Source organism: Streptomyces griseus (genome assembly GCF_900460065.1).
Taxonomy (GTDB): Bacteria; Actinomycetota; Actinomycetes; order Streptomycetales; family Streptomycetaceae; genus Streptomyces; species Streptomyces griseus.
In genome coordinates this window covers 1-22,730 of sequence record NZ_UAVD01000014.1, presented here as the reverse complement: position 1 = coordinate 22,730, position 22,730 = coordinate 1, and the positions used below count along the sequence as shown (strand labels likewise).

Here is a 22,730-nt window from a genome sequence, read left to right as displayed (position 1 = left end):
GTCGACGGAGCCTCCTGCCCGCGTCCGAGCCTCGGTGACATGCCAAGACGCCGGCGGCCCCACGAGGTTCCTCGTGGGGCCGAGGTCGTCCGGCTGCGTTGCCGTCGAAGAGGTGGGCGGTGGAGCGCACCTTCTCGTGGCTCACCGCCCACCGTCGTCTTGCGCGCGATTACGAAGCCAGCCCGGCTCGCTCGGAAACCATGATCCGTTGGGCAATGATCGGCATCATGGTGCGGCGGCTCACACGCACTGGTCCCGCTACACGGCCAGGTCCCCGGCCGCTCACCCGGGTCTCGGCAGCGGGACACGCCACTGGCTGGTAGGTGATCGGCTCAGTTCGTATCGTCACCGAAAAGGACCGCGTCCAGCGCGAGCAGTTCCGCGTCATCGAGCTGCGGAACGGTCCAGCCGTTGGCCTGCGCATGCGCGATGAACTGCGGGTCGAGCGCCGCGTGGTAGTGCTCGACGTAGTGCGCCAGGTCCGAGTACCAAAGCCAATGCCCGTCCGTCAGCAGGTGCAGCCCGCCGATCACAGGGTTGTCGGGTGCGAGAACGTCACGCACGAGCGTGGTTGTCGCAGCCAACAGGGCACCGCTCCGCAAGTACTTGACCAGCTCACGAGCGCTATCGGACGCCTCGGCCTTGACGGCGGACCGCAGCGACGGCCCATCTGGGCTGCCCTGCTCAAGCTCTCTGAAGTCACCGACGAAGGGGACTCGTGCATCGCTCACCACCAGAGGCTAGAACACCTCCCCACCGACGTTCCAGGAAGATCTCAAACGCGGTCTCAGGGACCGCTCCGGTCCGGTCCGCTCGTCGGGATCACGTTCACAGCGAGCCACGGAAAGGCGGTGGACAGATCGTGCCCGGGACACCGGCCGGGGACATGCCCGCGTTTCCGCGTCCGGGACAGTGGTCGGATCTGCTCGCCGCCCTGCACGGGGTCGCTCCGCCGGCGCTGCCGGCGCGTGTGCTGCGGGGGCGGTGAAAGGAGGCCTTCGCCCGGGTCGGCAGGCGGAGCGTGCCATCGGCGCGGATCCGCCGCCTGGAGGCGCAGCGCCCGCAGTCCGGCAGTGGCCGCTGCGGCGAGGCCGAGGGCCGCGCGGCCCGGGGACGGCCGTCGAGTGCCGGGGCGGACCTCGTCCAGGTCGGCGTCGAAGATCGCATGGCGGGCTCGGCCGCCTCGACGTCGCGGCGCAGCGGGCCTGTCCGCGTGCGCCGGACCGGGCCCGCTCGGACGGGGTTCCAGGGTTTTGGCCGGGTGCTCGGTCAGGCCGTCGTCGGGCCGTGAGCGGTGGGGCCGGGGAGGAGGGCGGCAGCGGTGGCCTGGTCATGGCCTGTCGGTACGGCGGGGCCGGTGCGCCGGGAGGGGCGTGGTGCGGTGGTGGTGTGTGTCGGGGGGTGGGGGGTGCGTATCTGGTCGAATATGCGCCCGAGGGTCACGGACAGGGCGAATTCGGTCTGGGTGTCGGCGTAGCGCCGGTGCACGTCTCGCAGTTGTTTCTCGGCGACGGCCAGGTCGTGGTCGGTGGCGTGCTTCTGGCCGTAGCGGGGGCCGGTGTTGCGCGGACGCCCGTGGTGCGGGCGGGAGTTGCTGGCCGGGCCCGGGTACATGGCGGGTGTCGCGTTCTGCTGGAGGGTGCTGCGTGCGTCCGCGTGCAGCAGGTGCAGCGGCAGGGGTGTCCAGGTGCGTCCATCTGCCGTGGTGCTGCAGGTGACGGCCAGGGGCCTGGAGCTGCTGGTGGTCAGAGCGAAGTGCAGCGCGGTGACCGCGTCGTCGCACAGCAGGTCGGGGCCCTGTTGTCCGCCGAGGAACTGGTCGGTGTAGTGCGTGGTCACCGAGTACAGGCGAGGGGTGGGCGGGCCAGGCTCCGGGGCGTCGTCCTCGCCCTTCGTCTCCGTCTGCCCTGTGGCGTCTGTTTCCGGCATACGGTCAACGCTGCCACCGGCTGCGGCTCATCGGCCTGGGAAGCGGCCGGCCTCCCGCGGGGCGGGCAGGACGGTCGGACTTCCGGAAGTGCGTTCCGCGTGCGGGGACAGCCGGGGGCTGCGGGGGCTTCGTGCCGGACCGGCGGGGGCATACGGGCGCTGCGAGGAGGCCGGGGTCGGGGTCTGCGGCGTGCGGATCGTGCCCGTTCAGCTCTGGGCCGTCTGCGGGGCGCGGGATGGGGCGGCGCCGTTGCGGTGGGCGCCGCACAGGGGGCAGCGGCAGGGGTCGGCTTCGCAGGGGGCGCCCAGGGCCCGGCAGCGGGAGCAGTGACAGCGGGCTGCGTCTCCTGGTGCCCGCTGTTGTTGGGCGGGCAGGGGTGCGGTGGAGGGCCAAGCACCGATCACGTGGTCGCCGGGATCGGAGAGGCGCTGCCACAGCGCTATGACCTTGACCGTGTCTGGGGCCGGTCGTAGCCGCAGGCGCATGAAGGCCGCCAGATCGCCTTCCTCGCGCATGGCCGCTATGTCCTCGGCCGCGAAGCTGTCCACAGCGGCGCCCCCGCTCTCCTCGTTCTCCCGGACCTGGCGCAGTCAGTGTCGCCACGGCGGACCGGTGTCCGGGGCACGCGGCACAGGGGATTCCGCCTGGCGGGAGGCTGCGTCGGGGTTTGCTCCGGCAGCTTCCCGCCGGGCGGTCCGGGTGGTGATGTGGCGGCGGTGGTGGAGTGGCGACTGTGGGGGCGTCGATTGCGGTCCAAAGAGCGCGAGGTTGTGGTGCCGTGGTGTCCGCATTCCGCGCTGCCGGTTCGGCGTTTGAGGGCGGTCGGCTGTTCTGTGCAGCGTGTCCCGGGGGTGTGCCGGGATCTATGCTGCGGCTCTGCCGCGTGCGGAACGCAGGTCTGCGGCGAGCTGGTCGACGGCAGCATGCGTCATGGGTCCGGTGGTGGTGATCCGTGCCAGGCCGGCCTCGCTGCGCAGACGCCATTTGTCGATCACCCAGGCCGGTGGCCGTTCAAAGGTGACGGTCAGGGAGCCGGGGAGGTGCTGCGGGGAGGCTCCGGCGCTGTCGAGCCGCTCGAGGGCGTGGGCGGCGACGTCCTGGCCCCGGGCGACCATGGCGGCAACACCGGTCCGTCCCAGTGAGCGCAGCCGTGTCCAGAGCAGCAGGGCCCCCAGTCCGCTGTGTGTGCCGGTCAGCGGGACTCGGAGGGGCAGCGTGCTCTGGCTGCCGTCGGCCGGCGCCTGTTCGCGGCGTACCAGGAGGATGCCTGCCGGGACGGGCAGGCTCAGCAGGGGGTGGCCGGACAGTGTGAGGGAGTCCGCGCCGTGTGCGAGCGACCACGGCGGGGCCTGGCTGCTGTGGGCGGCGGCCAGTGCGCCGGCGCTCGCGTCGACATGGACGTGGACCGGTCCGGATGAGACCGCTGCGGTTCGCAGGTCGGCGATGTTGTCGGTGGCGCCTCGCATGGGTGTTCCGCAGGTGGCCACCACCAGCGCCCCCGCCCCGTACCGCAGGCGGGTCTGCAGACGCAGGTCGTCCGGGTCCATCGTGCCGTCGGGCAGGGCCTGGATGCGGACCGCGTTCATCCCCAGCCGCTCGCAGGTCTTCGCGACGTCGTGGTGGGCTTCGGCGCTGACGTATACCGACGGTTGTGGCAGCCTCCTGCGTGCCAGGGCCAGGGCGCTGTGGAGCGCCGCGCGGGGGCAGGACGCGACATGGCCGTGCGTCTCGTTCGGGGAGCTCCCGGCGATCACGGCGAAGTAGTCGAGCAGGGCCCTTTTGTAGGGGTGTGTGCCTTCTTCGAACCGGCCGGTCTCATAGGGGCCACCGTGCTGGTCGTCCAGCAGGCCGAGCAGCGGGGCGAGTTCGGCCATGACCTGGAGCAGGTGGTCGGGGAATCCGAGGAACGGCCGTTCAGCGTGGTCCAGGGCGCGCTGCAGCTGGTGCAGTGCGCGTGTGTCGGCTGTCGGCCGGGAGGGCTGGGCGCCGATGACCAGGTCTTCGGCGGGCGGGGGCGTGGTGGTGCGGGGGCTCACGGCAGCTCCGTAGTCGCTGGGCAGGGCCCCCATCTACGCCGACGGCCCGTTGCCGTGGGCGGTGCAGGCTTCGCGGACGTCGCAGGACGGGACAAGCGGCCGCACCATCGGGCGCCGTCTCCCGTCACGCGGTTTCCGGGGGCGGCGTCGGGGTGGCGCGGGAAGGTCGGCGTGGAGCGAAGACGCGGCAGGAAGGGGCAGGGGGCGGGGACGTGGCGGGGCTGGATGTTCGCGTTGATCCCGCCAGGCGGACTGGCGGGACAGGTTGCGGGTGCAGGTCGCGGGAGGCCCGCGGGTGATCCGCTGCGCGGGCGTTGTGCTGTGCGCAGCATCGGTCCCTGCCGACCGTGCCGCCGTACTTGAGAGGTCCTTTGATGATCCGCCGTGCCCTGACCCGAGCTGCTGTGTTCCCCGCCGTGCTGGCGGTGGCCGCATCAGCGGCCCTCACCGCGACCGCCGCCCCGGCTGCCGCCACACCGCGGACCAACGCCTGCGGATCCAGCTACGCGTTCCTGAAGTCGTACCCGGTCAAGGCCCTGTACTGGACGTACGACGCCGGGAAGACCAAGGGGTACATCGACGTCTACTACTCCAGTGCCACCGGCAAGAACTGCGCCATCGCCAGGCCCTCGGACGGCGTCCACCTGCCGCGCGGGATCAAGGTCAGGATCGGCAAGAGCGGCTCCGGCTGGGCGCAGTCGGACGGATTCACGTCGAACTACACCAAGTACGCGGGGCCGGTCTACGTCACCGCCCGCAACACCTGCATCCGCTTCGAGGGGGGATTCGCCTACAACGCCTCCTGGGATCCCTCGGAGGCGTGGAGCAGCTACTCGGGGAAGCACTGCGGCTGACCAACATGAAGCCCATGCAAGCCCTTCGGTCCGTGCGTGAGGACGTCGTGTGACGGACCGGCGTGCACGGTCGCCGCCCCAGGGGGTGGGAGGGGGCACGGCTGCTGTCCGCCCCGCCGGAAGGGACGTTGAGGGCCGCCCGGCCTCCTGCTGGGCTTCTCGCCGGGCGGGAGTGACCTTCCTCTCGCCGCTGCCGCCGTCCGTACGCCGCCGCCCTCCCCGTGGGTCCCGGTGTGCGGACGGCGGCCTCCCCCTCCGCATCCACGATCCCGAGGCAGGCAGGCGATGGCCCACCCGCAGGTCCGCGGCGTTACCCGCACCCCCGAGGTGCCGGCCCGCGCACCACAGCCCCCGCACCCGCCCCGCCCGGGCGTCGACGGTCCGGCCCTCGCTGGCCCGGGCGTCAACGGTCCGGCGGTCGACGGTTTGGCGGCACGGGCCTTCCCGCCGTCCTTCGGCGACGTGCTGCGTCACCGGTACTGCACCCGTCTGCTGGTCTCCTCCGTAGCGGGCCGCCTGTCGCTGGGGATGGTGCCCGTTGCCCTGATCCTGGCGGCACAGACGGACGGCCACTCCCTGGCGACCGCCAGTGTGCTGGCCGCGCTCTACGGCATCGCGCCCGCGCTCGGCCTGCCGCTGCTGGGCCGGCTGGCCGACCTGCGCGGCCTTCCCCTGCCCTGCCACCTCGGCGCCGTGATCGTCGCGACCGCGCTGGGCACCCTGGCCCTGGCAGGTACCTCGAACCTGCCGCTGGCCGCCGTGTGCGTCGCCCTGGCCGGAGCCGGATGCCCACCGCTGGAGGGCGGGCTGCGGTCGCTGTGGCACGCCGTACTGCCCGATGACGCGCACGTGCGCACCGCCTACACCCTGGACTCCTCCGCCCAGCAGATCGTCTACGTGATGGGCCCTGCTCTGGCCATCGCATGGGCCACCTGGTTCTCCCCGGCCGCGGCGCTCGCCATGGCGGCCGCCGTCACCCTGGCCGGGTCGCTCACCTTCGCCACGACCCGTCCCGCCCGCCGGTGGCGCGCCGTGCCGTGCCACCGGGAGCGGTTCGGCGTGCTGCGCCCGCCTTCCATGCGGCCCCTGCTGTTCTCGCTGGTTTTCCTCGGCGCCACGGTCGGTGCTCTCGACGTCGCCGGGATCGTCGTCGCCGAACGGCAGGACGCGCCCTGGGTCGCGGGCGCGCTGCCCGCGGTGTTCTCCGTGGGAGGGCTGCTCGGCGGTGCCCTGTTCGCCCGCTTCCAGCCCGCGGCCGCTCCCGGGCCGCGGCATCTGGTGCTACTGGGTGGCGCGTTCGCCGCCGCCTGGCTCCCGCTTCTCGCACCGCTCCCGGTCCCGGCGGTCCTCGGCCTGGCAATGCTGCCGGGCGGTCTGTTCGTCGCCCTGCTGACCGTGGCCTCCCTGACCGTGACCTCGCTCGCTCCCCCCGGAACCTCGACCGAGGCGGTCGGCTGGATATCCAGCGCGATCCGCCTCGGCCTGGCAGGCGGCACCGCCCTGGCGGGTCCGCTCGGCGGGCACTTCGTGGTCCCGCTGACGGCCGCCGCGCTGTGCGCGCTTCTTCTGACGGCACGCACCGTGCCCGCCCCGACCCCGGCCGGAGTCTGAGTCCGCCGGGATGCGACCGTCCCGGCCGCATCCCGGTGCGCGAGGAACGGCCTGCGCCCGGCCCGTGCGGGTGAGGGCCGGCGGACCGCCGGACGGACCGGGACCACGCGGTCGCAGGGTGTTCGTCCCGCGCCCGAGACCGTTGGGGCAACTCGTGTCCCGCCTCAAGGAATGAGCGAGTTTTGCCAGCATTTGTCTCTGGTGGTGGGCGGCCCGTCCTGCTGGGATCAGCCCTGTCCGACCGACGCTCACACCGTCTCTCCGCGGAGCCTTCGATGAACCAGCGCCCCAGCCCGGGCGGGCGCTGCCGCATCCCCACCGCCTCTCTTTGACCAAGGAGCTCGTTCCCGCCATGCACGCACCTCTCGTCCGCGTCTCGGCGCGTCTGGCCGCCGTCACCATCGCCGCCGCGGCAGCCGGCACCCTGACCTGGTCTCCCGCCCGGGCCGCCCCAGGTGAGTCGGACCGTTTCGGCCCCGGGTGGTCCATTCCTGACAGCGACGGGAACGCCGCCAGCTCGCACATCGGCGCGTACGGGCCGCCCGGCACGGCCGTCTACGGCAACTGGCAGACGTACTGCGCCGATCCTGAGCGAAAGGGGCCCCACGAGGCAGGCGGGTACACCGGCCCGGCCACCGTGGAGCACTGGACGTCGTCGGTCACCGGCCGCCAGGTCCCCGACGCCCACCTCGCCTACGCCTCCTACATCGTGGGGAAGTACGGCCAGACCCAGTCCGCCGCACAGGCTGCCGCGGTCGACGCGGTCGTCTACGAATGGCTGGCGGGCGGCAGCTACCGCATCGACGGCGCCCGCGGCAAGCAGCGGCTGGCCTACCCGGTCGTCTCCCCGTCGTCCCGGACCATGGCGCTGGCATATCGGGCCGAGGCGAAGAAGCTCGCCGGCCCCTACCGGCTGACTCTCACCCCGGAGGTGGACCAGACCCCGGCCGGGACGAAGGTGACGCTCACCGCCGCAGTCACCGCCCAGCTCTCGGGTGCCAAGGTGCCCGGCGTGAAGGTCGCCCTGGCCGAGTCCGGCAAGGACGGGGAACGCGGCCAGGTCACCACCGGTCAGGACGGCACAGCCACCTGGGAGTTCACCGCCGGAGCCAAGGGCACCACCCGGGTCCGCGGCACCGCGGCCGATCTGCCCGGCTCCTCGCTGAAGATCCTGAGCCCCCGTGACAGCCGGGCGCAGCGGATGCTGCTCGCCGGCGACACCACCACCGCGACCGGCGATGCCGCCATCGAGGTCACCCCCGCGCCCGGGGGCGTGAGCATCCACAAGAAGGACCCCGGCGGTGACCGTCTGGTCGGCGCTTCCTTCCAGCTCACCGAGCCGGGCAGCGGCCGCATCGTCGCCGAGGGCAAGACCGGACCGGACGGCGTCCTCGCGTTCGACGGCCTCGCGCCGGGTACCTACCGGCTGCGCGAGACGGACACCGGCAGCGACCTCCACGAGCGGGTGCCCGACCAGCAGATCACCATCACCGAGGGCAAGACGGCCGCCGCCAACCCGATCACCGTCATCGATCCGTTCAAGCAGGGCGAACTCCTGCTGAAGAAGATCGACAAGGCCACCGGGAAGCCGCTGTCCGGCGCGGTCATCACGGTCAACGCCGACACCCTCGACGCCTCGGGTAGGCCCGCCCGGGGTGAGGAGATCGCCCGGCTGACCACCGGCAAGGACGGCACCGCCAAGCTCAAGCTCGACGTGAGACTCAGGAACGGCACGCACTACTGGGCAAGCGAGGAATCCGCGCCCGCCGGGTACCGTGCCGACGCCGCACCTCAGCGTTTCACCGCGGCCCCCGGCGCCCGGGTCACCGTCACCCTGGCCGACTCCAGGATCCCCACACCGCCCCCGGCCACACCCCCCGCCGCCACACCGCCGCCGCCCGCCCCGAGCAGCCCCCCGCGCCGCCCACCGCGCAGCTGGCGAGCACCGGCTCGGCCAACACCGGCTGGCTCATCGGCGCGGGCGGCGCCCTGGTCGCCGCCGGAGGGAGCGCCGTGTGGGCCGGATCCCGCCGACGCCGCGCACACGTGTCCGACAGCCGGTAACCGGCGGCCGGTGGCCGATGGCCGGCCGCCGGACGGGGGCCGGCCCCGGCGCCCCGTCCGGCCGAGCCCTCTGTTCCCTTCGCAAGGAGGGAAGGCGAAAACGAGCCTGCTCGCCCGGGACACTCGCCCTGCTGGGCGGGGCCTGTGCCGGGCCCCCGTGTCGTCACCACGGGGAGCGGAGCTCACCCGTGAGCGACGCGGTCTGGTTCTACGATGCTCGGCACGGCACCACAACCACCGGATGCAGGAGGAACCTTGGACATCACCATGCTGCACCACCCCATGGTCGCCGAGGCGGTTGAGGCGCTCGTCGCCGACGGCGGCGGGCTCATCGCCTACGAGCAGGGCATGGGCGGACGCGAAGCACTCGTTGCAGCGGCCGCCGCCCTCGCAGCCCGCAACAACTCACCGCTGACCATCGTGGAAGCGACGGTCCTGCACGACGACACCAGAGCGACCGTCGCCAGGCTCCAGCCCGACGTGCGGTGCACGGTCATCTCCGCGCAGGACACCGCCCTCCAGCCGCCGCCCTCCCCCGGGAGCGTTCTGGCTGTCCACGCAGACCTGCTGAGAGACCCTGCCGTCCGCCGTCCCGTGCTCGAACTGGCACGCGCCGCCGACCACCTGCTGGTGGCACGCCACGACTACAGCGACCCCGCCCTCGACCACCTCGCCGGCCCCTCCCACCGGCTGGACTACCAGGCCTACGCCGCCTCCACCCACGCGAGCTTCGAAGAACAGGCCCACCAGTTCGCTCCCGGCCACGTCCCGCCGCCGACGATGGAGCAACGCGAGGGACGATCCGTACGACAGGACCCCGACAGTCCGGACCCCGCCCTGTGGTGGACCGCAGACCTCGCGCGCAAAAGGGACCTCATCGACCAGCTGAAACAGCCGCGAGCCGACAGACCGGATGCGACGGCGCCCGTCGGTCCTGCTGATCCCGACGCAGCCCCCCGCGCCGATGACTTCCACGAACTCATCGCCGAGCTGGAGACACATGTCGCAATAACCGCTGGGCAGCGCGCAGAAGAACTGCGGGACCGGCTTCGAGAGGGAGCTCAGGAACGCGCCGAAGCCGCACGCCCGCCACAGCCGCCCCACCAGCACGGTCAGGCCCAGTCAGCCACCCACCAGCACGACACCCCGCACGGGCGGGCTCCCGGGCACTAGCTCTCCCCCGCCGGGAGCATTCGGCGCACGCGCCCCCCATCGGGCTCCCGGAGAGCCCGTGATGCCTCGCCCCCCCCTGCACCCGCGGGCCGTCCGCCTGCGCGGGGCCCGGTGTACTTGCTGCGCTGGTGCTCGACCCCCGCGCCGGGCTGAGTGCCGAGGCCGCCGGGCTGGCCGCCGCTTAGGGGCTTGTCCGGGCGATCAAGGTGCTGGCGGCTGGGCATCGCGGGATTGCGGACGGTCGCATCGGTCTGAGGATGTGACTGGCACACGATGTCGCGTGCCATGGTTGCGGTATGGATTGGCAGTCTGGGAGCCCGGAACTCTGGGCGTTTCTCGAGTCCCTGCATCGTGGCGACATCTTGTCCGGCACCGTCGTGGCGATCGAACGGTTCGGGGTCTTCGTGGCCCTGGACGACGGCCCTGACCACCCCACCCTGCCCGGTGTCGGGTTCCTCGGCCTCCCCGAACTGTCCTGGCGCCGCTTCGATGATCCCAGCGATGTTGTTCAGGTAGGGCAGCGTGTCTCGTGCGAGTTCATGGGGTCCGACACCCACAACGCTGAGGCCAGACTGTCTTTGAAGGTGTTGGAGCTCGACCCGCTCCAGGCATTCGCTGACCGCACGGTGGTGGGCCAGGAATTCCGCGGGACGGTCGAGACGGTGGCTCCCATCGGCATCTTCGTCGACCTCGGAGATGGGATCGTCGGGCTGGTCCCCTCCAGAGAGATCGACGGCCGCCCTGCGGCGGGTCCGACAGAAGACTTCGAGGTCGGAGAGCAAATAGCCGTCGTCGTCGCGGAAATCGACCTGCCAACCCGCCGGGTATTCCTCTCCAGGTCAGAGAGTAACCAGTAGGCAGGTGTCGCACTGCCCACGTGACGGCTGCCATGCCCGAATCGTTGACTGAGCATGGGGCGGGGCGATCCAACGGATGCCGAGTGGGCATAGCTACGGCCGATCCTGCCGGCCAGCAACGGGCGTTGTGGCAGGTGGCGGCATCACCGGCAGGTGATCAACGGCGTTCTGTGGCGGCATCATTTGTCAGACAGGCTCTAGACCTGCCACGAGATCAATGGTCAGAGCGGTCATGCTCGCACTCTTGCGCGGGGTCCGTCACGAAATGACTCAGCCGGTAGGTGGTCGGCAGCTCCAGGCGCCCGCACAGCGTGTCGATCCGGATCGTCGCCCCGTCGACTCCCGCCTCCTGAAGACGACGCAACCGCGTACGCATCTCCGCCTGGTCCCGCGTCTCAACAACCACTTCCCACCGCCCCGCGTCCGGCGTGGTGCGAGCAGCAATCCGCTGTCGCGCGTCCTCCTGCCGCCGCCCTCTCTTCCTCTGCCCCGGCACCTGCCTAGAGTCACCCACCAGCATCAGGACGGCAAGGCAATTGAACTGAGCACGCACATGCTCGGTGAGCATGTGTCAGACAGGCTCTGGGGGGGCGGCCAGGGCCCGGGCCGCGCTGCCGTGTGCGGCTGTCCCCGGCCGTGAAAGCAGGGTTCCCGGGCTGGGGCTTGAGGGGAGGGTCACCCTTCGGTTGCCGGGGTCGCGGCTTTCCAGCTCCTTGCCGGCATCGTGCTGCTGCGCCGGGCGTCTGCGGCGCTCGGCCCGCCGCGCCGCAGACGCCCTGACGGGCCGCGCAGAAACGCTAGACCTCTGCCGGGACCTTCCCGGTCTCTGCCTCTGTTGCGTCCGCCTGCACGGGCTCGCTGCCCCCAGTGGCGTTCCCCTCGGGCTCGGCAGCCGTCAGGGGGGTGGCGGTGTACATCACGTTCCCCTGTTGCCGCGTCTTCTCCGCGAGCCGCTTCTTGACCAGGGTCTCCAGGCCGGCGCGCACCATCTGGACAGACGTCGCCCGTTCGGGATGCTCCGCCGCCAGCCGTTCGGTGACTTCACGCACCACACATGGCTGCCCCGGGGTCTGGAGAAGGATGCCCAGTGCGAGCTGCCACAGTGTCGGCCCGTCCTTCTCCTGGGGTGCAGCCCTCTTCGCAGATGACTCGGCGGATTCGGCCGCCGGTGCCGGAGCCTTACCGCCTCCCGGCTTCGCGGCTGCCTTCTTCGTCGTGGCCTTCTGCGAGGCCTTGGATGTACTCCTCTTCTTCGCGGCCGTCTTCTTCGCGGCCGTCTTCTTGGCGGCCGTCTTCCTCGCCGGGGTCCTCTTCGAGGCTTTGCCCCTGCCCGATGTCTCCTTGGCCTCCGGCTCGGACTCCTCGTCGTGCCGCTGCGCCGGGACCGTCTGCGGAGCCTCGGTAGCCGGCTCGCCGACTTCTCGGTGTGCCGCGGGCGGCGTGCCGGGGGCCGGCTCGCTCGGGCCGGCCGCACCGGGCAGGCTGCCCTGCGCCTGCGTCAGCCAGGTCTCCTCCGACTTGAGTTTCTCGAGGTTCGCCCGGAGACCGGCGATCTGTGCGGTGAGATCACGCTGCTTCTGGCGGTTGGACGCGAGATCGGCGGCGTATTGCTGTGCGTACTTGCTCTGGATGTCGTTCTCGAACTGGTCGGCCATGCGGCACGCTCCTTGTACCTGGTTGTTGCTGCCGGATGCTACTCAGTGCGAGGAGTGGTGGAGGCTCTCCCTCCAAGTCACCACCCGTGCGGTGGGCACGAAGGCCGTACGTGCGTCCCCGCGTTGGCCGGGGGTGCTGGACGCGCTCGGCCTATCGGACGGGGGGAGTCGCGCGCCGGGCCGATCACTGCCCACCTCGCCGACGCAGACCGGGCAGGACGCCCGTGGAGAAAGACGTCTGCGTGGTAGGGCACCGACTGGTGTACCGGTGGGGCCCGGTTGTGCTCAACGTCCCTGCCGGGGGCGTCGGCGGCGGGGGTTCCGGGGCGTGCGGCGGGCGCTTGGTACGGGGGGTGCGTCGCCGGCGGCCGGGGCGGCGGAGAAGCCGCCGGCGATACCGGGCCGGGAGGGTGACGGTACCTGGGTGGCCTGCGCGGCGGGCCGGGCGCCGGTGCGGGCCGGGCGGGCGGCGCGGGCCAGCACGGTGGCGTGCGGGATCAGCGGAGCGCAGGTTTCGCAGACCTCTTCGACGCTCCACACCCGGCCCAGTGTCGGGTCGTGACGCAGGATCAGTACCACTGCGCCGGCGCAGTGCGCCTTGGCGTCGGGATGGGTTCCGCACCGCTGGGAGCCGCAGTGGCACCAGGCGTTGGGGCGGACGGTGGCCGCCTTGGCGTGTGCGGCGGCGTGCCGGGCCGCGAAGGTGCGCTGCGTGGTGAGGTCCTTGGAGCGCGGTGGCATCCGGCACCTGTCGGTGCTGCAGGTGACCGACACGGTGCGGTCGCTGTGCCCGAGGATGCGGACCGTCCAGGCCCGCCCCGGGATGCGCTCGCTGGTGGATTCGCTGTGCACGGTCGTCACGGCCGTCCGATCTGGTTGCTCAGTAATTCGTGGGTGTCTTCCACTATGTGTCACGCACCTGCCGGTTGGGCAGCAGGTTTCGGCCCCGGAGCGGCGCCGGTTTCAGGCGGTGAGCCGGCTGGTTGCGGCGGCGTCCCAGCACGCGGCCGGTCGCACCGGGCAACGCGCCTGCCCCTTGTTCCTGGTGCTCCGGGGCGGCTTCACCAGCCGGGGGCGCGAGTTGGAGCGGCAACGGGGAGGCGCCCGAGGCGGTGAGCTGTTCGCCGCGGTGCTGGTGGTGGAAGGTCTGCTGGCTTTATTCACCAGTAGTGGGTTCTGGCACAGATCTTGGGGAGCCGCAGCCACGCCTACTGTTCTGCCTCACCGAGCTCTGCCGGTGCTCCGACGATGCTGGAGTCCAGCACGTGTACCTGGGCTGGGTCGAGGTGGAGTTCGTAGGCGGTGTAACACTCGCTGATCTCTGTTCCTACCGCAGCGCCACATGGGCACAGCCGGTTCAGGCCGCTCTGCCCGTGCCAGCCGCAGCAGCCTGTGTGGTCTCCCTCAAGGTCGGGCAACAGGTCAGGTGCGTCGTCAGGATGGAGGACGATCGTGTTTCGGGGACCTGCGGAAGTCAAGAACCCGTCTCCGTCCGGATCGCTGACCCAAGGCCCGCCGGGAAACACCGCGCCGGGTTCGTCGGTCGGCAGGAACGGGGCTCCCCATGGCTCGGGCTCCAGGGCGTAGTGCCCCGCATGCATCGTGGCAGGGGCCCGGCGATACCCGTCAGGTCCGATGTGCCCGTCGGACTCTGGTCTGACCAGGGTCTCGGACAGCTGCACAGCCCTGGTCAGAGGGCGGTCACAGGCGGCACACGCAAAAGTGATCACAGGAAGTTCTAGCCCGCCGAACCCGCATCAGCAAGACGCTGCTCCGAGCTATTTCAGCAGGATCATCTTCCGGAGCAGGTGGAAGCAGGCTCGGCCACAGAGCTGCCTCTTGATCTTCTTAATGCGGTTCACGGCGCCTTCGATGCTGCCCGAGCTCCAGTCCAGGTTGAGGCCGTCAGCGGCCCGGCTTCATGCGTCGGGAGCACGTCGACCACGAGATGGTGCGGACGGACCTCGGCGCGCCGCGCAAGCAACGGCACCATCGCGAGCCCGCTCTAGGGTCGACCTCTTGTTCATCCGCGAGCCCGCGAGCTCTGCAGAAGATCGAGCCCCTGGAGTGCGCTGGTGTCGCGAACGGCTACTGAGATGGCGGACCAACGAGTCCTTGGATTAGGGCGCCGCGCGACCCGCATGTGCTCGTGAACTGCATAGACGAACGGATCTGGGAGGACAACTTGACCGTCTTCTGCGGCATCGACTGGGCAGAGCGCCACCACGACGTCGCCCTCGTCGACGAAGCCGGCACTCTGCTCGCCAAAGCCCGCATCACCGACGACGTGGCCGGCTACCACAAGCTCCTGGACCTCTTGGCCGAGCACGGTGACAGCCCAGAAGATCCGATACCGGTGGCCATCGAGACCAGCCATGGCCTCCTGGTCGCGAGCCTGCGCACCGGCAGCCGCCGGGTCTTCGCGATCAACCCGCTCGCCGCCGCGCGCTACCGCGACCGCCACGGCGTCAGCCGCAAGAAGTCCGACCCGGGCGACGCCCTGGTCCTCGCGAACATCCTGCGCACCGACATGCACGCCCATCGGCCCCTTGCCGGCCGACTCCGAACTCGCCCAAGCCATCACGGTCCTGGCCCGAGCACAGCAGGACGCCGTCTGGACTCGGCAGCAGGTCGCCAACCAGGTCCGCTCGCTCCTGCGTGAGTGCTACCCCGCCGCCCTGCTGGCCTTCCAGGGCAAGCAAGGTGGTCTGACCAGGGCTGATGCCCGTGTCGTCCTCACTCTGGCCCCTACCCCCACCAAGGCCGCGAAGCTCACCCTCGCCCAGTTGCGGGCCGCCCTCGAACGCAGTGGCCGCCTCCGCGGCTGCGACGCGGAAGCCGAGCGGCTGCGGGCCGTCTTCCGCGCCGAGTACGCCCACCAGCTGCCCGGCGTCGAGGATGCCTTCGGCCTCCAGCTTCAGACCCTGCTCAAGCAGTTGGACGCCACCTGCGAGGCTGCGGACGACCTCGCGGAGGCGGCCACAGCCGCCTTTCACCAGCACGCCGACAGCGAGATCCTGCTCAGCTTCCCGGGCCTGGGGCCCATGCTCGGCGCCCGTGTGTTCGCTGTGCTGGGCGATGACCGGGCACGGTTCGCCGACGCCCGGGCGCTGAAGTCGTATGCCGGATCCGCCCCCGTCACCCGGGCCTCCGGGAAGAAGCGCTTCGTCGGCCGTCGCTTCGTCAAGAACAACCGCCTCATCAACGCCGGCTTCCTCTGGGCCTTCGCCGCCCTCCTCACCGCCTCACCAGGAGCGAACGCGCACTACCGACGCCGACGTGACCACGGAGACTGGCATGCCGCCGCACAACAGCACCTGCTGAACCGCTTCCTCGGCCAGCTCCATCACTGCCTCAAGACCCGGCAGTTCTTCGACGAACAACACGCCTTCGCACCCCTCCTCCAAGCTCCTGCGGGACCCGGACGCCCGGGCAGCGGCGATGTCAGTCCATCCGTCTAGAGTCCCAGCGTGACTGAGCCTTCTTACCTGTCTGAGGTCCGGGAGTCCTACGACACCGTGGCCAACGCCTACGCCGCCATGGTCAAGCCCCCGTCAGAGCTGGACCCGTTGTCACGCTCGATGCTGACCGCGTTCGCCGAACTCGTGCAGGCATCTGGCCTCGGACCGGTCGCAGACCTGGGCTGCGGCCCGGGCAAAGTGACGGCGCACCTCGCCGGGCTCGGGGTGTCGCCGATCGGCATCGACGTGTCCCCGAAGATGATCGAACTGGCGCGCACCGCCTTTCCGGACCTGCCGTTCTCGGTGGGCTCCATCACCGCCCTGGAGTTCGCAGACGACGCGCTCGGCGGCATCCTGGCCTTCTACTCCACCCATCACACGCCCCCCGAGCTGCTGCCGCTCGTGTTTGCCGAGTTCCACCGCACCCTGGCACCCGGTGGACATCTTCTCCTCGTGGGTCACGTCGGTTCCGGCGAGCACCGTCGTCCTACACAGGCCTACGGCGGCCTTCCCGTGTCCTTCGAGTCCTATCGCCTGCCTCCAGGCCAGCTTGCGCAGCTGGTGAACCGGGCCGGGTTCACCATCGACGCTCAACTGGTGCAGGAGCCCGACGAAAAGCTGACATGGAAGATCGCCAGCTTCCTTGCCCACAAGCCGATCTCCCAGAAGGCCAGCTTGACTTCTTAGCCCCCTGAGATGTCTTTGAGGGCTCGCATGTTTGCGGAGTCGATCGCGCACCTCGACCAGTCCAGCTCCCCGCGGGCTTTGAGCTCGTCCAGCACCAGACGATGGAGCTTCGCCCGCACCCGCGCCGCGGTCCACTCGGAGAACCGCCGATGGACCGTCTGCCATGAGGCCCCGAAGACTGGCGGCAGCTGCCGCCAGGTGCAACCTGACGTAGCGACAAAGATGATCGCGGCGAGCACAGCACGATCGTCGACCCGTCGACGGCCTCCGCCTTGTGGCCTCGTGGGGATCTGCGGTCTCACAGCCCGGAACAACTCCCACAGCCCCGCCGGCACCAGCCCCTCAACGAAGGCCATCGAGTACAGCCTCCTCCGCCGGCGCCGGGGCCACCGATCTGTCCGTGGCCTTCAAGGGGGCTCCGAATCGCGCCAGGTAGCCACACCTTCTTGACCGCCTGGGGGTCATAGAGGCCGGCGCGTGCGGAGTCTCCGATGATCCGAGGATCGAGCATGCCGTCGACCGTGATCTGGGTGCCCAATCGGCCATAGCGTCCAGGATCGGCTTGCCGTGAAGCAGACGGTCCGGGTGGAAGTTGAGGGTCACCCGCAATGCCGGGTCCAGCGGAGGGCCCGACGCCAGTTCCGCGACGTGCCGAAGGGCCCGTTCCTGCGCTGTCTGGGAGGCTGCAGAGCTCATCAGGACAGTGTTCACCACCCTGATCAACCGGGGCACGCGGGTTGTCCACCGACAGCCCTTTCCAGCGTGACGGAGCGTTGATTGATCACCAATCGAGACGATCTCTAAGAGGCTCCGCGGTTCAGCGGGTCGGGGGCCGGTGGCCGGTGCGGTCGGTGTCGGGCGGCTGCTGCGGTCGAAGCGGTGGGGCCTGCGGCAGGAGGGCGGCGCGCTGGGCGGCGGTGCGGGCCCGTATCTGTTCGAGGCGGCGCTCGACGCGGGCATGGGTGTAGAGGTCGATGGCGTCGGTGAGGTGGTCCCATTCCTCGCCGTGCAGGCCTGCCGGGCGCGGGCCGAGGACGTCGGGGCCGGCGCGGTGGTGGCGGCGACGGTAGTCGCCGATGGCGGTCAGCAGCTTGGTGTAGGTGCGCTGTTCGTCCTCGTCGTCGTCGCCGGGGGCGGTGATCTCCTCCATCCAGGCTTCGGGCGGGGGCTCGCCGGCGAGGACGGCGGCCAGTGCGCGCCGGGCGAGGCGGGCATCCTGTGCGCCGTAGGACAGCGGGGTGATGCCGAGCGGGTCGCGCAGGGCCGGGTGGTGGGGCAGCGGGCCGCCGGGCGGCGGCGCGTCGAGGTGGCTGAGGGCCGCCTCGATCATGACGGAGGCGGGGGCGTCGGCCGGCGGGAGGTGCGTGGGGCGGCGGCGTCCGGTCAGGGCGCGGATGCGGGCGTCGAGGTCGTCCCAGGCCGCCGCGTCGTTCGGGTCGGCGGGGCGCGGGCCCGGTCCGGGTACGCCGGTGATGGCGTGGCGGGTGCGCCACAGTTCCAGCAGGGCTGCGGTGGTGGCCCAGGCGTGGCGGCGGCGTGGGGCGCTGGTGGGCGGCGGGTTGCCGAGCGGGCGGGCCCAGGCGGGCGGGCGGGCGGCCAGGGTGTGGCCGCGGTCGGTGAGCGAGCGGGCCAGGGTGCGGTGGCGCTCGGCGAGGTGGGTGGCCCAGTGCTCGGGGGTGTCGGGGTGGGCCAGGGCGTGGGAGTCGGCGACCCAGTCGGGTATCTGCGCGTGGTGGCTGGGGCGGTGCGGGGCGTGGTCGGGCAGGCGGTCGCGGAAGCGGAGCTCGGCGTGGATCTTGTCAGCGACGGCGTCGGCGCGGGCCAGCATGGCGCGCGCGGAGTGCTGGCGCTCGGACGTGGTGGTACGCCGGGTCGTGAGGGTGCGGCGGATCGTGGCGGTGGAGGTGGTGCTGGTGGAGGTCTGCTCGCGTTGGTAGTCCTCGCGTGCGGCGTCGCGCCAGTTCAGGGCGCGGCGCAGCTGGGACTCGCGGGTGAGGTCGGCGATCAGGTGCCGGGCTGCTGGGGTGAGGGGGGTGCGGCTGTCCCGGGCGTGGCGGATGTGGGTGCGTGCCGTGGCCAGTTGGGCGGCGAGTGCGCTACGGGAGAGTTCGCCGTGGGGTCGCTGGTCCCAGGCGGGGTGGGTGTGGCCGGTGCGGGTGGTGACGGGTGCGGGCAGGTGGGTGAGGGCGGCGTCGGCGGCCTTGAGTGCCTCGCGGGCGGCGGCCCGGTGGGCGGCGGCGAGCTTGGTGAGGGTGTGGAGTTGGGCCGGGGTGAGCGCGGCGAGGGGGCGGGAGCGGTGTTCTTGCTGGGCCTGCGCGGTGTCCTTGAGGCGTTCGCGCAGCCGCCAGGTCAGCACAGCTGCGGGGTCGTCCGCGTCGCCGAAGCCGCGCCGGGGCAGGGTGCTGGTGAGCAGGCGGGGCAGGTCGAATCCGGTGCGTTCGGCGTCGTGGAGGGCGCGGATCAGGGCCGGGTAGGCGTCGGCGGCCATGAACATCGCGGCCCGGTCGGCGCCGAGGGTGTGCTCCAGCTGGCCGGTCAGCCGGGCGGTGGTAGCGCGTTCGGCGGCGTCGGCGAACTGGGCTGAGAGGTGACCGGGCGCGGCGCTCTCCTGCTGGAGGGCGGTGATCGACTCGGTCGCCGACAGGTGGGTACGGCGCCGGGCGGCGATGGAGGCGAGGACGTCGTCGAGGCGGTCGCCGTCCTGGAGTGCGACGTAGAGGCGGTTGGTGCGCGCGCCGCGGGTCAGCTGGACGTAGACGCCTTCGCGGTTGGAGCGGGCGGAGGCGATCGCGTGTGAGGTGTCCACGGTCATGCCCTGGGAGCGGTGGATGGTGGAGGCGTAGCCGAGCTCGCACTGGGCGGCTGTGTAGTGGGCGGGCAGGCGGATGCGGCCGCGGTGCTGGGTGTGGCGGGCTACCACGTCCCCGTCCGGGAGGATCTTCTGGACGGTCCAGGTGTCGCCGTTCTTCACGAAGTCGCGGCCGCCGCGGACGGTCAGGCGGCGGCGGTTGAGGCGGGTGACGATGATGTCGCCGATGTGTGCGTGCTGCCCGGCGCGCACGGGCGCGGCCCGTGTGGTGTCGACGGTGCCGGCGGCGATGTGGTGGGCCTGGGCGCGCAGGTTGAGCGCGGTGACCGTCGCGGTGTCGGCGGCCGTCATCAGCGAGATGAGGCCTTTGTTCTGGTCTTTGGCCCAGGCGTTGAAGACCGTGTCGCACATCGCGTCGTAGGTGCCGGCGACGATCCGGTCCTTGTTGCGGTACCAGTCGAAGACCGCCCGGTTGTCCTCGCCGTCGCGCAGGATGAGGGAGGCGTCGGCCTCGCCGGGTACGCGGAAGCGGTGCAGTTGGTCGAGTTCGGTCGCGCCGCCGGCCCGGGAGATGAGGCGCAGGGCTCCCCCGGCCTCGACGGCGGCGAGCTGGTGGGGGTCGCCGAGCAGGCGCACCATTGCCCCGGCGGCCGCGGCGTCGGTGAGGATCCGGTCGAGCAGGAGGGTGCCGGCCATGCCCGCCTCGTCGACCAGGACGACGTCGCCGGGGCGCAGCCGGTAGTCCTTGGCGACGGGCTTCGCGTCGGCGGCCCGGTGCCGCTGGTGCAGCCAGGAGTGCAGGGTGTGGGCACGGCGGTCGAGGTCGTGGCCGAGGACTTTTGCCGCGCGGGAGGACGGTGCGAGCGGGATCAGCCGGGCGCCGGCCGCGTCCACGGCGCGGGCCACCAGGCGCATCGCCGTGGTCTTCCCGGCGCCCGCTGGTCCCAGGCCGGCCAGGAGGAGTTGCTCGGAGCAGGCGAAGGAGGCGGCCAGTGCGCGCTGTCCGGGGTCCATCGGGCCGCGGTGCAGGGCGGCGACGCGGGCGAAGGTGCCCCGCCCCACCGTTGGGATCACCCTGGTCCGGGCGGCGGCCAGCAGCCGGCTCTCGGCGGCAAGCAGGGTGTGGGTGGTGTAGGTCTGCGAGCCGATCGGCCGGTAGACCATGGTGCCGTCCGCGCGTTGGAGGTCGGGGTGGGGCGGGTTGATCTCGGGCGGGGTGATGTCCAGGCAGTCGCTGTGGGCGAGGACCCGGTCGGTGATCTCCTCGGCCGCCTGGGGTGCGGCGGTGGTCCCGGCGAGGGTCCGCATCAGGTAGCGGCGTGCCTCGGCGAGTACGTGGCGGCGGCGGAACGTTGTACGCCGCTCGGCGACCGCGGCCAGGACTTTCTCGGCGGCCGCGGCGGTGTCGAGTGTCGCAGCAGCGGGTTGGCGCAGGCCGGCGGCCTGCGCCGCGGCCAGCAGTCCCTCGACGGTGGCGCGGTCGGTGACGGCGACGGCGCGGCGCCGCCAGGTGGCGAGTAGTTCGTCCAGCGAGCGTGCCGTGCGCTTGGCCGGACGGGTCTGGCTGCGTGCCTGCTCGAGCAGGGCGTAGCGGGCCGGGCCGTGCGGCTGGCGTCCGTGGCGTCGCCGGTAGTCGTCGAAGAGGGTGTCGGCCATGGTCCGTACGGCGTTGCCCCGCTGTGCGAAGGCCGCGCGCAGCCGGGGGTCGATCCCGCGGATGCGCATCACGGGCCGCTGGCCGGGGGTGGCCTCGGCTTCTTCGGTGGCGAGCCCGAGGCGGGAGCAGGCGAGTTCGAGGGCGCGTTGGTTGAACAGCTCGCTGGCGACGACGACGTCGCGCAGCAGGAGGCGGGAGTCGAGGTTGCGCCAGCGTCCGTCGGGGCCTTTCACGCGCGGGGATATGACCGCGTGTTCGTGCAGCATCGGGTCGCCCGCGCGTGATTCGTAGTGCAGGTAGACGGTGGCCAGCAGCCCGGGTTCGGCCCGCTGCTGGGCGACGCCCCCGGGCCCGGTGCGCACGGCCAGGGCGTTGTGCTCGATCCAGGTCAGGGCCTCGGTGCGGGCCTGGGCCAGGATTTCCAGGACGATGCGGCGCACCTTCGGGCCGCCGAGGGCGAACAGCAGGGACAGTTCCTCGTTGGAGAAGGTCAGGTCGTAGCCGGTGACGGCGCGGCGCTGCGGGCCGCTGCGGGCGGCGAGGTAGCGGCCGAGTTCGGTGCCGTCGGCCGGCGGCCGGTGGTAGTCGGCTTCGAAGGCGCGCGCCGCGGTCCGCATCCGCAGGTCCTTCGTCTCGGCCTTCGTCAGCGGGCGGCACAGCTGCTCGGTGACGTGTTCCAGGACCTGCTCGATCTCCTTGTCGAGCGGGGAGGATCCGGCGAGGTGCGGCAGGGCCGGCCCGAGCTTGGCCGCCTTCATGGCCCGCTTGAGCGAGGCTCCTTCGCTCAGTTCGCGGGCCGCGATCGCCTGGGCGTCGGGGTGCATGCCCAGTCCGAACAAGGCCCGCATCTGAGCGTCGGTCACGAGGCCGGACAGTCCCAGGGCCGCAGCGGCCTGTCCGTGCCACACACCGGGCGGCACCCCCGGCACGCTGGAGGACACCGTGGGCTCCGTGCCCTGGGCACCGTCGCCGAGGGCGATGGTGCGCCGGTAGTAGCGCTCCTGCCCCGCCGTGATCCCCTTCACCGTCATCCCCACGCCACCAGAAGATCACCGCGGTACAGGCCGATGCGGGCGCTGTCCGGTGCCGGGGCCCGCCCCTCCCAGGGGCCTGCACACGGCCTTCGAACGCGTCCCGCCAGGGGGGAAACAGGCCCTGGAACCCGGTGCGGCGTCAAAAGTGCCAGAGGTGCGCGGCAACCGGCCTGTCACCGGCCGGGGTCCACACAGCCCCCACCACCACCGGCCCTCACCGCAATACTCGCACCCGGGGCATCCACACCACCGGCACCCGTCAGCACCCCGGACTCGGCACCGCCCCCCTTCCGGGGACACGCCTGCGGCTGGGGCCCTCCCCCGCCCGCTACCGGCCGCTGTCCCGTGAGCGGGACCGGGTGCGGCGGCGGGTGTGCTACGGCCTGGGACGCGGGTGCCGTGGTTGCCCTGGCGGGGGTCCGGGCGGCTGAGACTGGCCGGGCGCGGCCTGCCATGGGGGTGGGCGCGGGATGCCGGGAGGTGGCTGTGGTGTCGAGCCGGACCAGGGGCAAGGGGAGGACCAGCGGGATGCTGGCGCGTCGGAAGGCGGCGTTGGAGCGTGCTGCGGAGCGGATGGCCGGGCGGCGGCGGGAGGCGGAGGAGGCGGAGGCGCTGCGGCGGCGTCAGGAGGCGGCGTTCGACGAGCTGGTGGCGGACTTCGAGCTGGCGGTTCAGGACGAGACGGCGGCGGCGGCCGAGGTGGAGGAGGAGGTTGCGCGGGTGCGGGAGCGCGGTCAGGTGCGGATCGACGCGGCGCGGATGGCGGCGGCGCGGGTGGTGCTGGCGATGGGTGAGGCCGGGGAGACGGTGGCGGGGTGTAGGCAGCGGTTGGGTGTGGGGGTGGAGCGGGTGAAGGAGTTGCGGCGGTTGGGGCGTGAGGGCCTGGCCGCGGAGGGCGCGGT

13 protein-coding genes and 7 pseudogenes are annotated in these 22,730 nt (G+C 71.8%); 10 read left to right on the top strand and 10 right to left on the bottom strand.

Features of this window, described 5'->3' with window-relative positions:
• Window positions 1-95: 95 nt before the first annotated feature.
• Window positions 96-323, top strand: a pseudogene (locus DTB53_RS07980) (IS5-like element IS4811 family transposase); the annotation flags it as partial.
• Window positions 324-332: 9 nt separating this feature from the next.
• Here the strand turns inward: DTB53_RS07980 and DTB53_RS07975 are convergent.
• The 4 genes from DTB53_RS07975 to DTB53_RS07955 all read right to left on the bottom strand — a co-directional run bounded on the left by DTB53_RS07975 (window position 333) and on the right by DTB53_RS07955 (window position 3,966).
• Window positions 333-731 carry a hypothetical protein gene (locus DTB53_RS07975; protein WP_256090803.1) on the bottom strand — a complete coding sequence of 133 codons (399 nt, stop codon included), beginning with the start codon at window positions 729-731 and terminating at the stop codon, window positions 333-335.
• A 538-nt stretch (window positions 732-1,269) separates the two neighbouring features.
• Window positions 1,270-1,929 (bottom strand): hypothetical protein, encoded by a 660-nt coding sequence (locus DTB53_RS07960; protein ID WP_143053732.1) that lies wholly within the window; start codon window positions 1,927-1,929, stop codon window positions 1,270-1,272.
• A 207-nt stretch (window positions 1,930-2,136) separates the two neighbouring features.
• Window positions 2,137-2,478 (bottom strand): hypothetical protein, encoded by a 342-nt coding sequence (locus DTB53_RS36675; RefSeq protein WP_143053733.1) that lies wholly within the window; start codon window positions 2,476-2,478, stop codon window positions 2,137-2,139.
• Between the two features lie 315 nt (window positions 2,479-2,793).
• Window positions 2,794-3,966, bottom strand: coding sequence for a pyridoxal-dependent decarboxylase (locus tag DTB53_RS07955; protein WP_075025162.1), 1,173 nt, complete (start codon window positions 3,964-3,966; stop codon window positions 2,794-2,796).
• Between the two features lie 374 nt (window positions 3,967-4,340).
• Between DTB53_RS07955 and DTB53_RS07950 the strand changes: the two genes are divergently transcribed.
• The 6 genes and pseudogenes from DTB53_RS07950 to DTB53_RS37320 form a co-directional block, all read left to right on the top strand.
• Entirely contained in the window at window positions 4,341-4,820 is a 480-nt protein-coding gene (locus DTB53_RS07950) for a hypothetical protein (RefSeq protein ID WP_141727297.1), read from the top strand.
• A gap of 285 nt (window positions 4,821-5,105) precedes the next feature.
• Window positions 5,106-6,431 carry an MFS transporter gene (locus DTB53_RS07945; protein ID WP_075025163.1) on the top strand — a complete coding sequence of 442 codons (1,326 nt, stop codon included), beginning with the start codon at window positions 5,106-5,108 and terminating at the stop codon, window positions 6,429-6,431.
• A 352-nt stretch (window positions 6,432-6,783) separates the two neighbouring features.
• A pseudogene (locus DTB53_RS37960) lies at window positions 6,784-8,211 on the top strand (MSCRAMM family protein); the annotation flags it as partial.
• Between the two features lie 539 nt (window positions 8,212-8,750).
• A complete protein-coding gene (locus DTB53_RS07935; protein ID WP_069455908.1) occupies window positions 8,751-9,668 on the top strand; it encodes a hypothetical protein in 918 nt (305 codons plus the stop codon).
• A gap of 296 nt (window positions 9,669-9,964) precedes the next feature.
• On the top strand, window positions 9,965-10,525 hold the full coding sequence (locus DTB53_RS07930) for a S1 RNA-binding domain-containing protein (RefSeq protein ID WP_069455907.1): 561 nt from the start codon (window positions 9,965-9,967) through the stop codon (window positions 10,523-10,525).
• A gap of 54 nt (window positions 10,526-10,579) precedes the next feature.
• Window positions 10,580-10,702, top strand: a pseudogene (locus DTB53_RS37320) (transposase); the annotation flags it as partial.
• A gap of 37 nt (window positions 10,703-10,739) precedes the next feature.
• Here DTB53_RS37320 and DTB53_RS07925 read toward each other — a convergent pair.
• From DTB53_RS07925 to DTB53_RS07915, 3 genes are all read right to left on the bottom strand, one after another.
• Window positions 10,740-11,093, bottom strand: coding sequence for a hypothetical protein (locus DTB53_RS07925; protein ID WP_256091246.1), 354 nt, complete (start codon window positions 11,091-11,093; stop codon window positions 10,740-10,742).
• A gap of 229 nt (window positions 11,094-11,322) precedes the next feature.
• On the bottom strand, window positions 11,323-12,180 hold the full coding sequence (locus DTB53_RS07920) for a hypothetical protein (protein WP_075025165.1): 858 nt from the start codon (window positions 12,178-12,180) through the stop codon (window positions 11,323-11,325).
• Window positions 12,181-12,465: 285 nt separating this feature from the next.
• Window positions 12,466-13,032, bottom strand: coding sequence for a hypothetical protein (locus tag DTB53_RS07915; RefSeq protein ID WP_256340661.1), 567 nt, complete (start codon window positions 13,030-13,032; stop codon window positions 12,466-12,468).
• Window positions 13,033-14,350: 1,318 nt separating this feature from the next.
• Between DTB53_RS07915 and DTB53_RS07910 the strand changes: the two are divergent.
• Together DTB53_RS07910 and DTB53_RS07905 are read left to right on the top strand one after the other, a co-directional pair.
• Window positions 14,351-15,641, top strand: a pseudogene (locus DTB53_RS07910) (IS110 family RNA-guided transposase).
• Window positions 15,642-15,650: 9 nt separating this feature from the next.
• Window positions 15,651-16,328, top strand: coding sequence for a class I SAM-dependent methyltransferase (locus tag DTB53_RS07905; protein ID WP_069456229.1), 678 nt, complete (start codon window positions 15,651-15,653; stop codon window positions 16,326-16,328).
• A gap of 14 nt (window positions 16,329-16,342) precedes the next feature.
• On the opposite strand, the pseudogene DTB53_RS07900 reads toward DTB53_RS07905, so the two are convergent.
• The 3 genes and pseudogenes from DTB53_RS07900 to mobF form a co-directional block, all read right to left on the bottom strand.
• Window positions 16,343-16,684: pseudogene (locus tag DTB53_RS07900) on the bottom strand (transposase); the annotation flags it as partial.
• Window positions 16,685-16,865: 181 nt separating this feature from the next.
• A pseudogene (locus DTB53_RS37315) lies at window positions 16,866-17,024 on the bottom strand (DUF3626 domain-containing protein); the annotation flags it as partial.
• A 121-nt stretch (window positions 17,025-17,145) separates the two neighbouring features.
• The gene (mobF, locus tag DTB53_RS37865) at window positions 17,146-21,825 is read right to left on the bottom strand and encodes a MobF family relaxase (protein ID WP_075025169.1); all 4,680 of its coding nucleotides are present in this window, start codon (window positions 21,823-21,825) and stop codon (window positions 17,146-17,148) included.
• Window positions 21,826-22,356: 531 nt separating this feature from the next.
• Between mobF and DTB53_RS07880 the strand changes: the two are divergent.
• A pseudogene (locus DTB53_RS07880) lies at window positions 22,357-22,730 on the top strand (hypothetical protein); the annotation flags it as partial.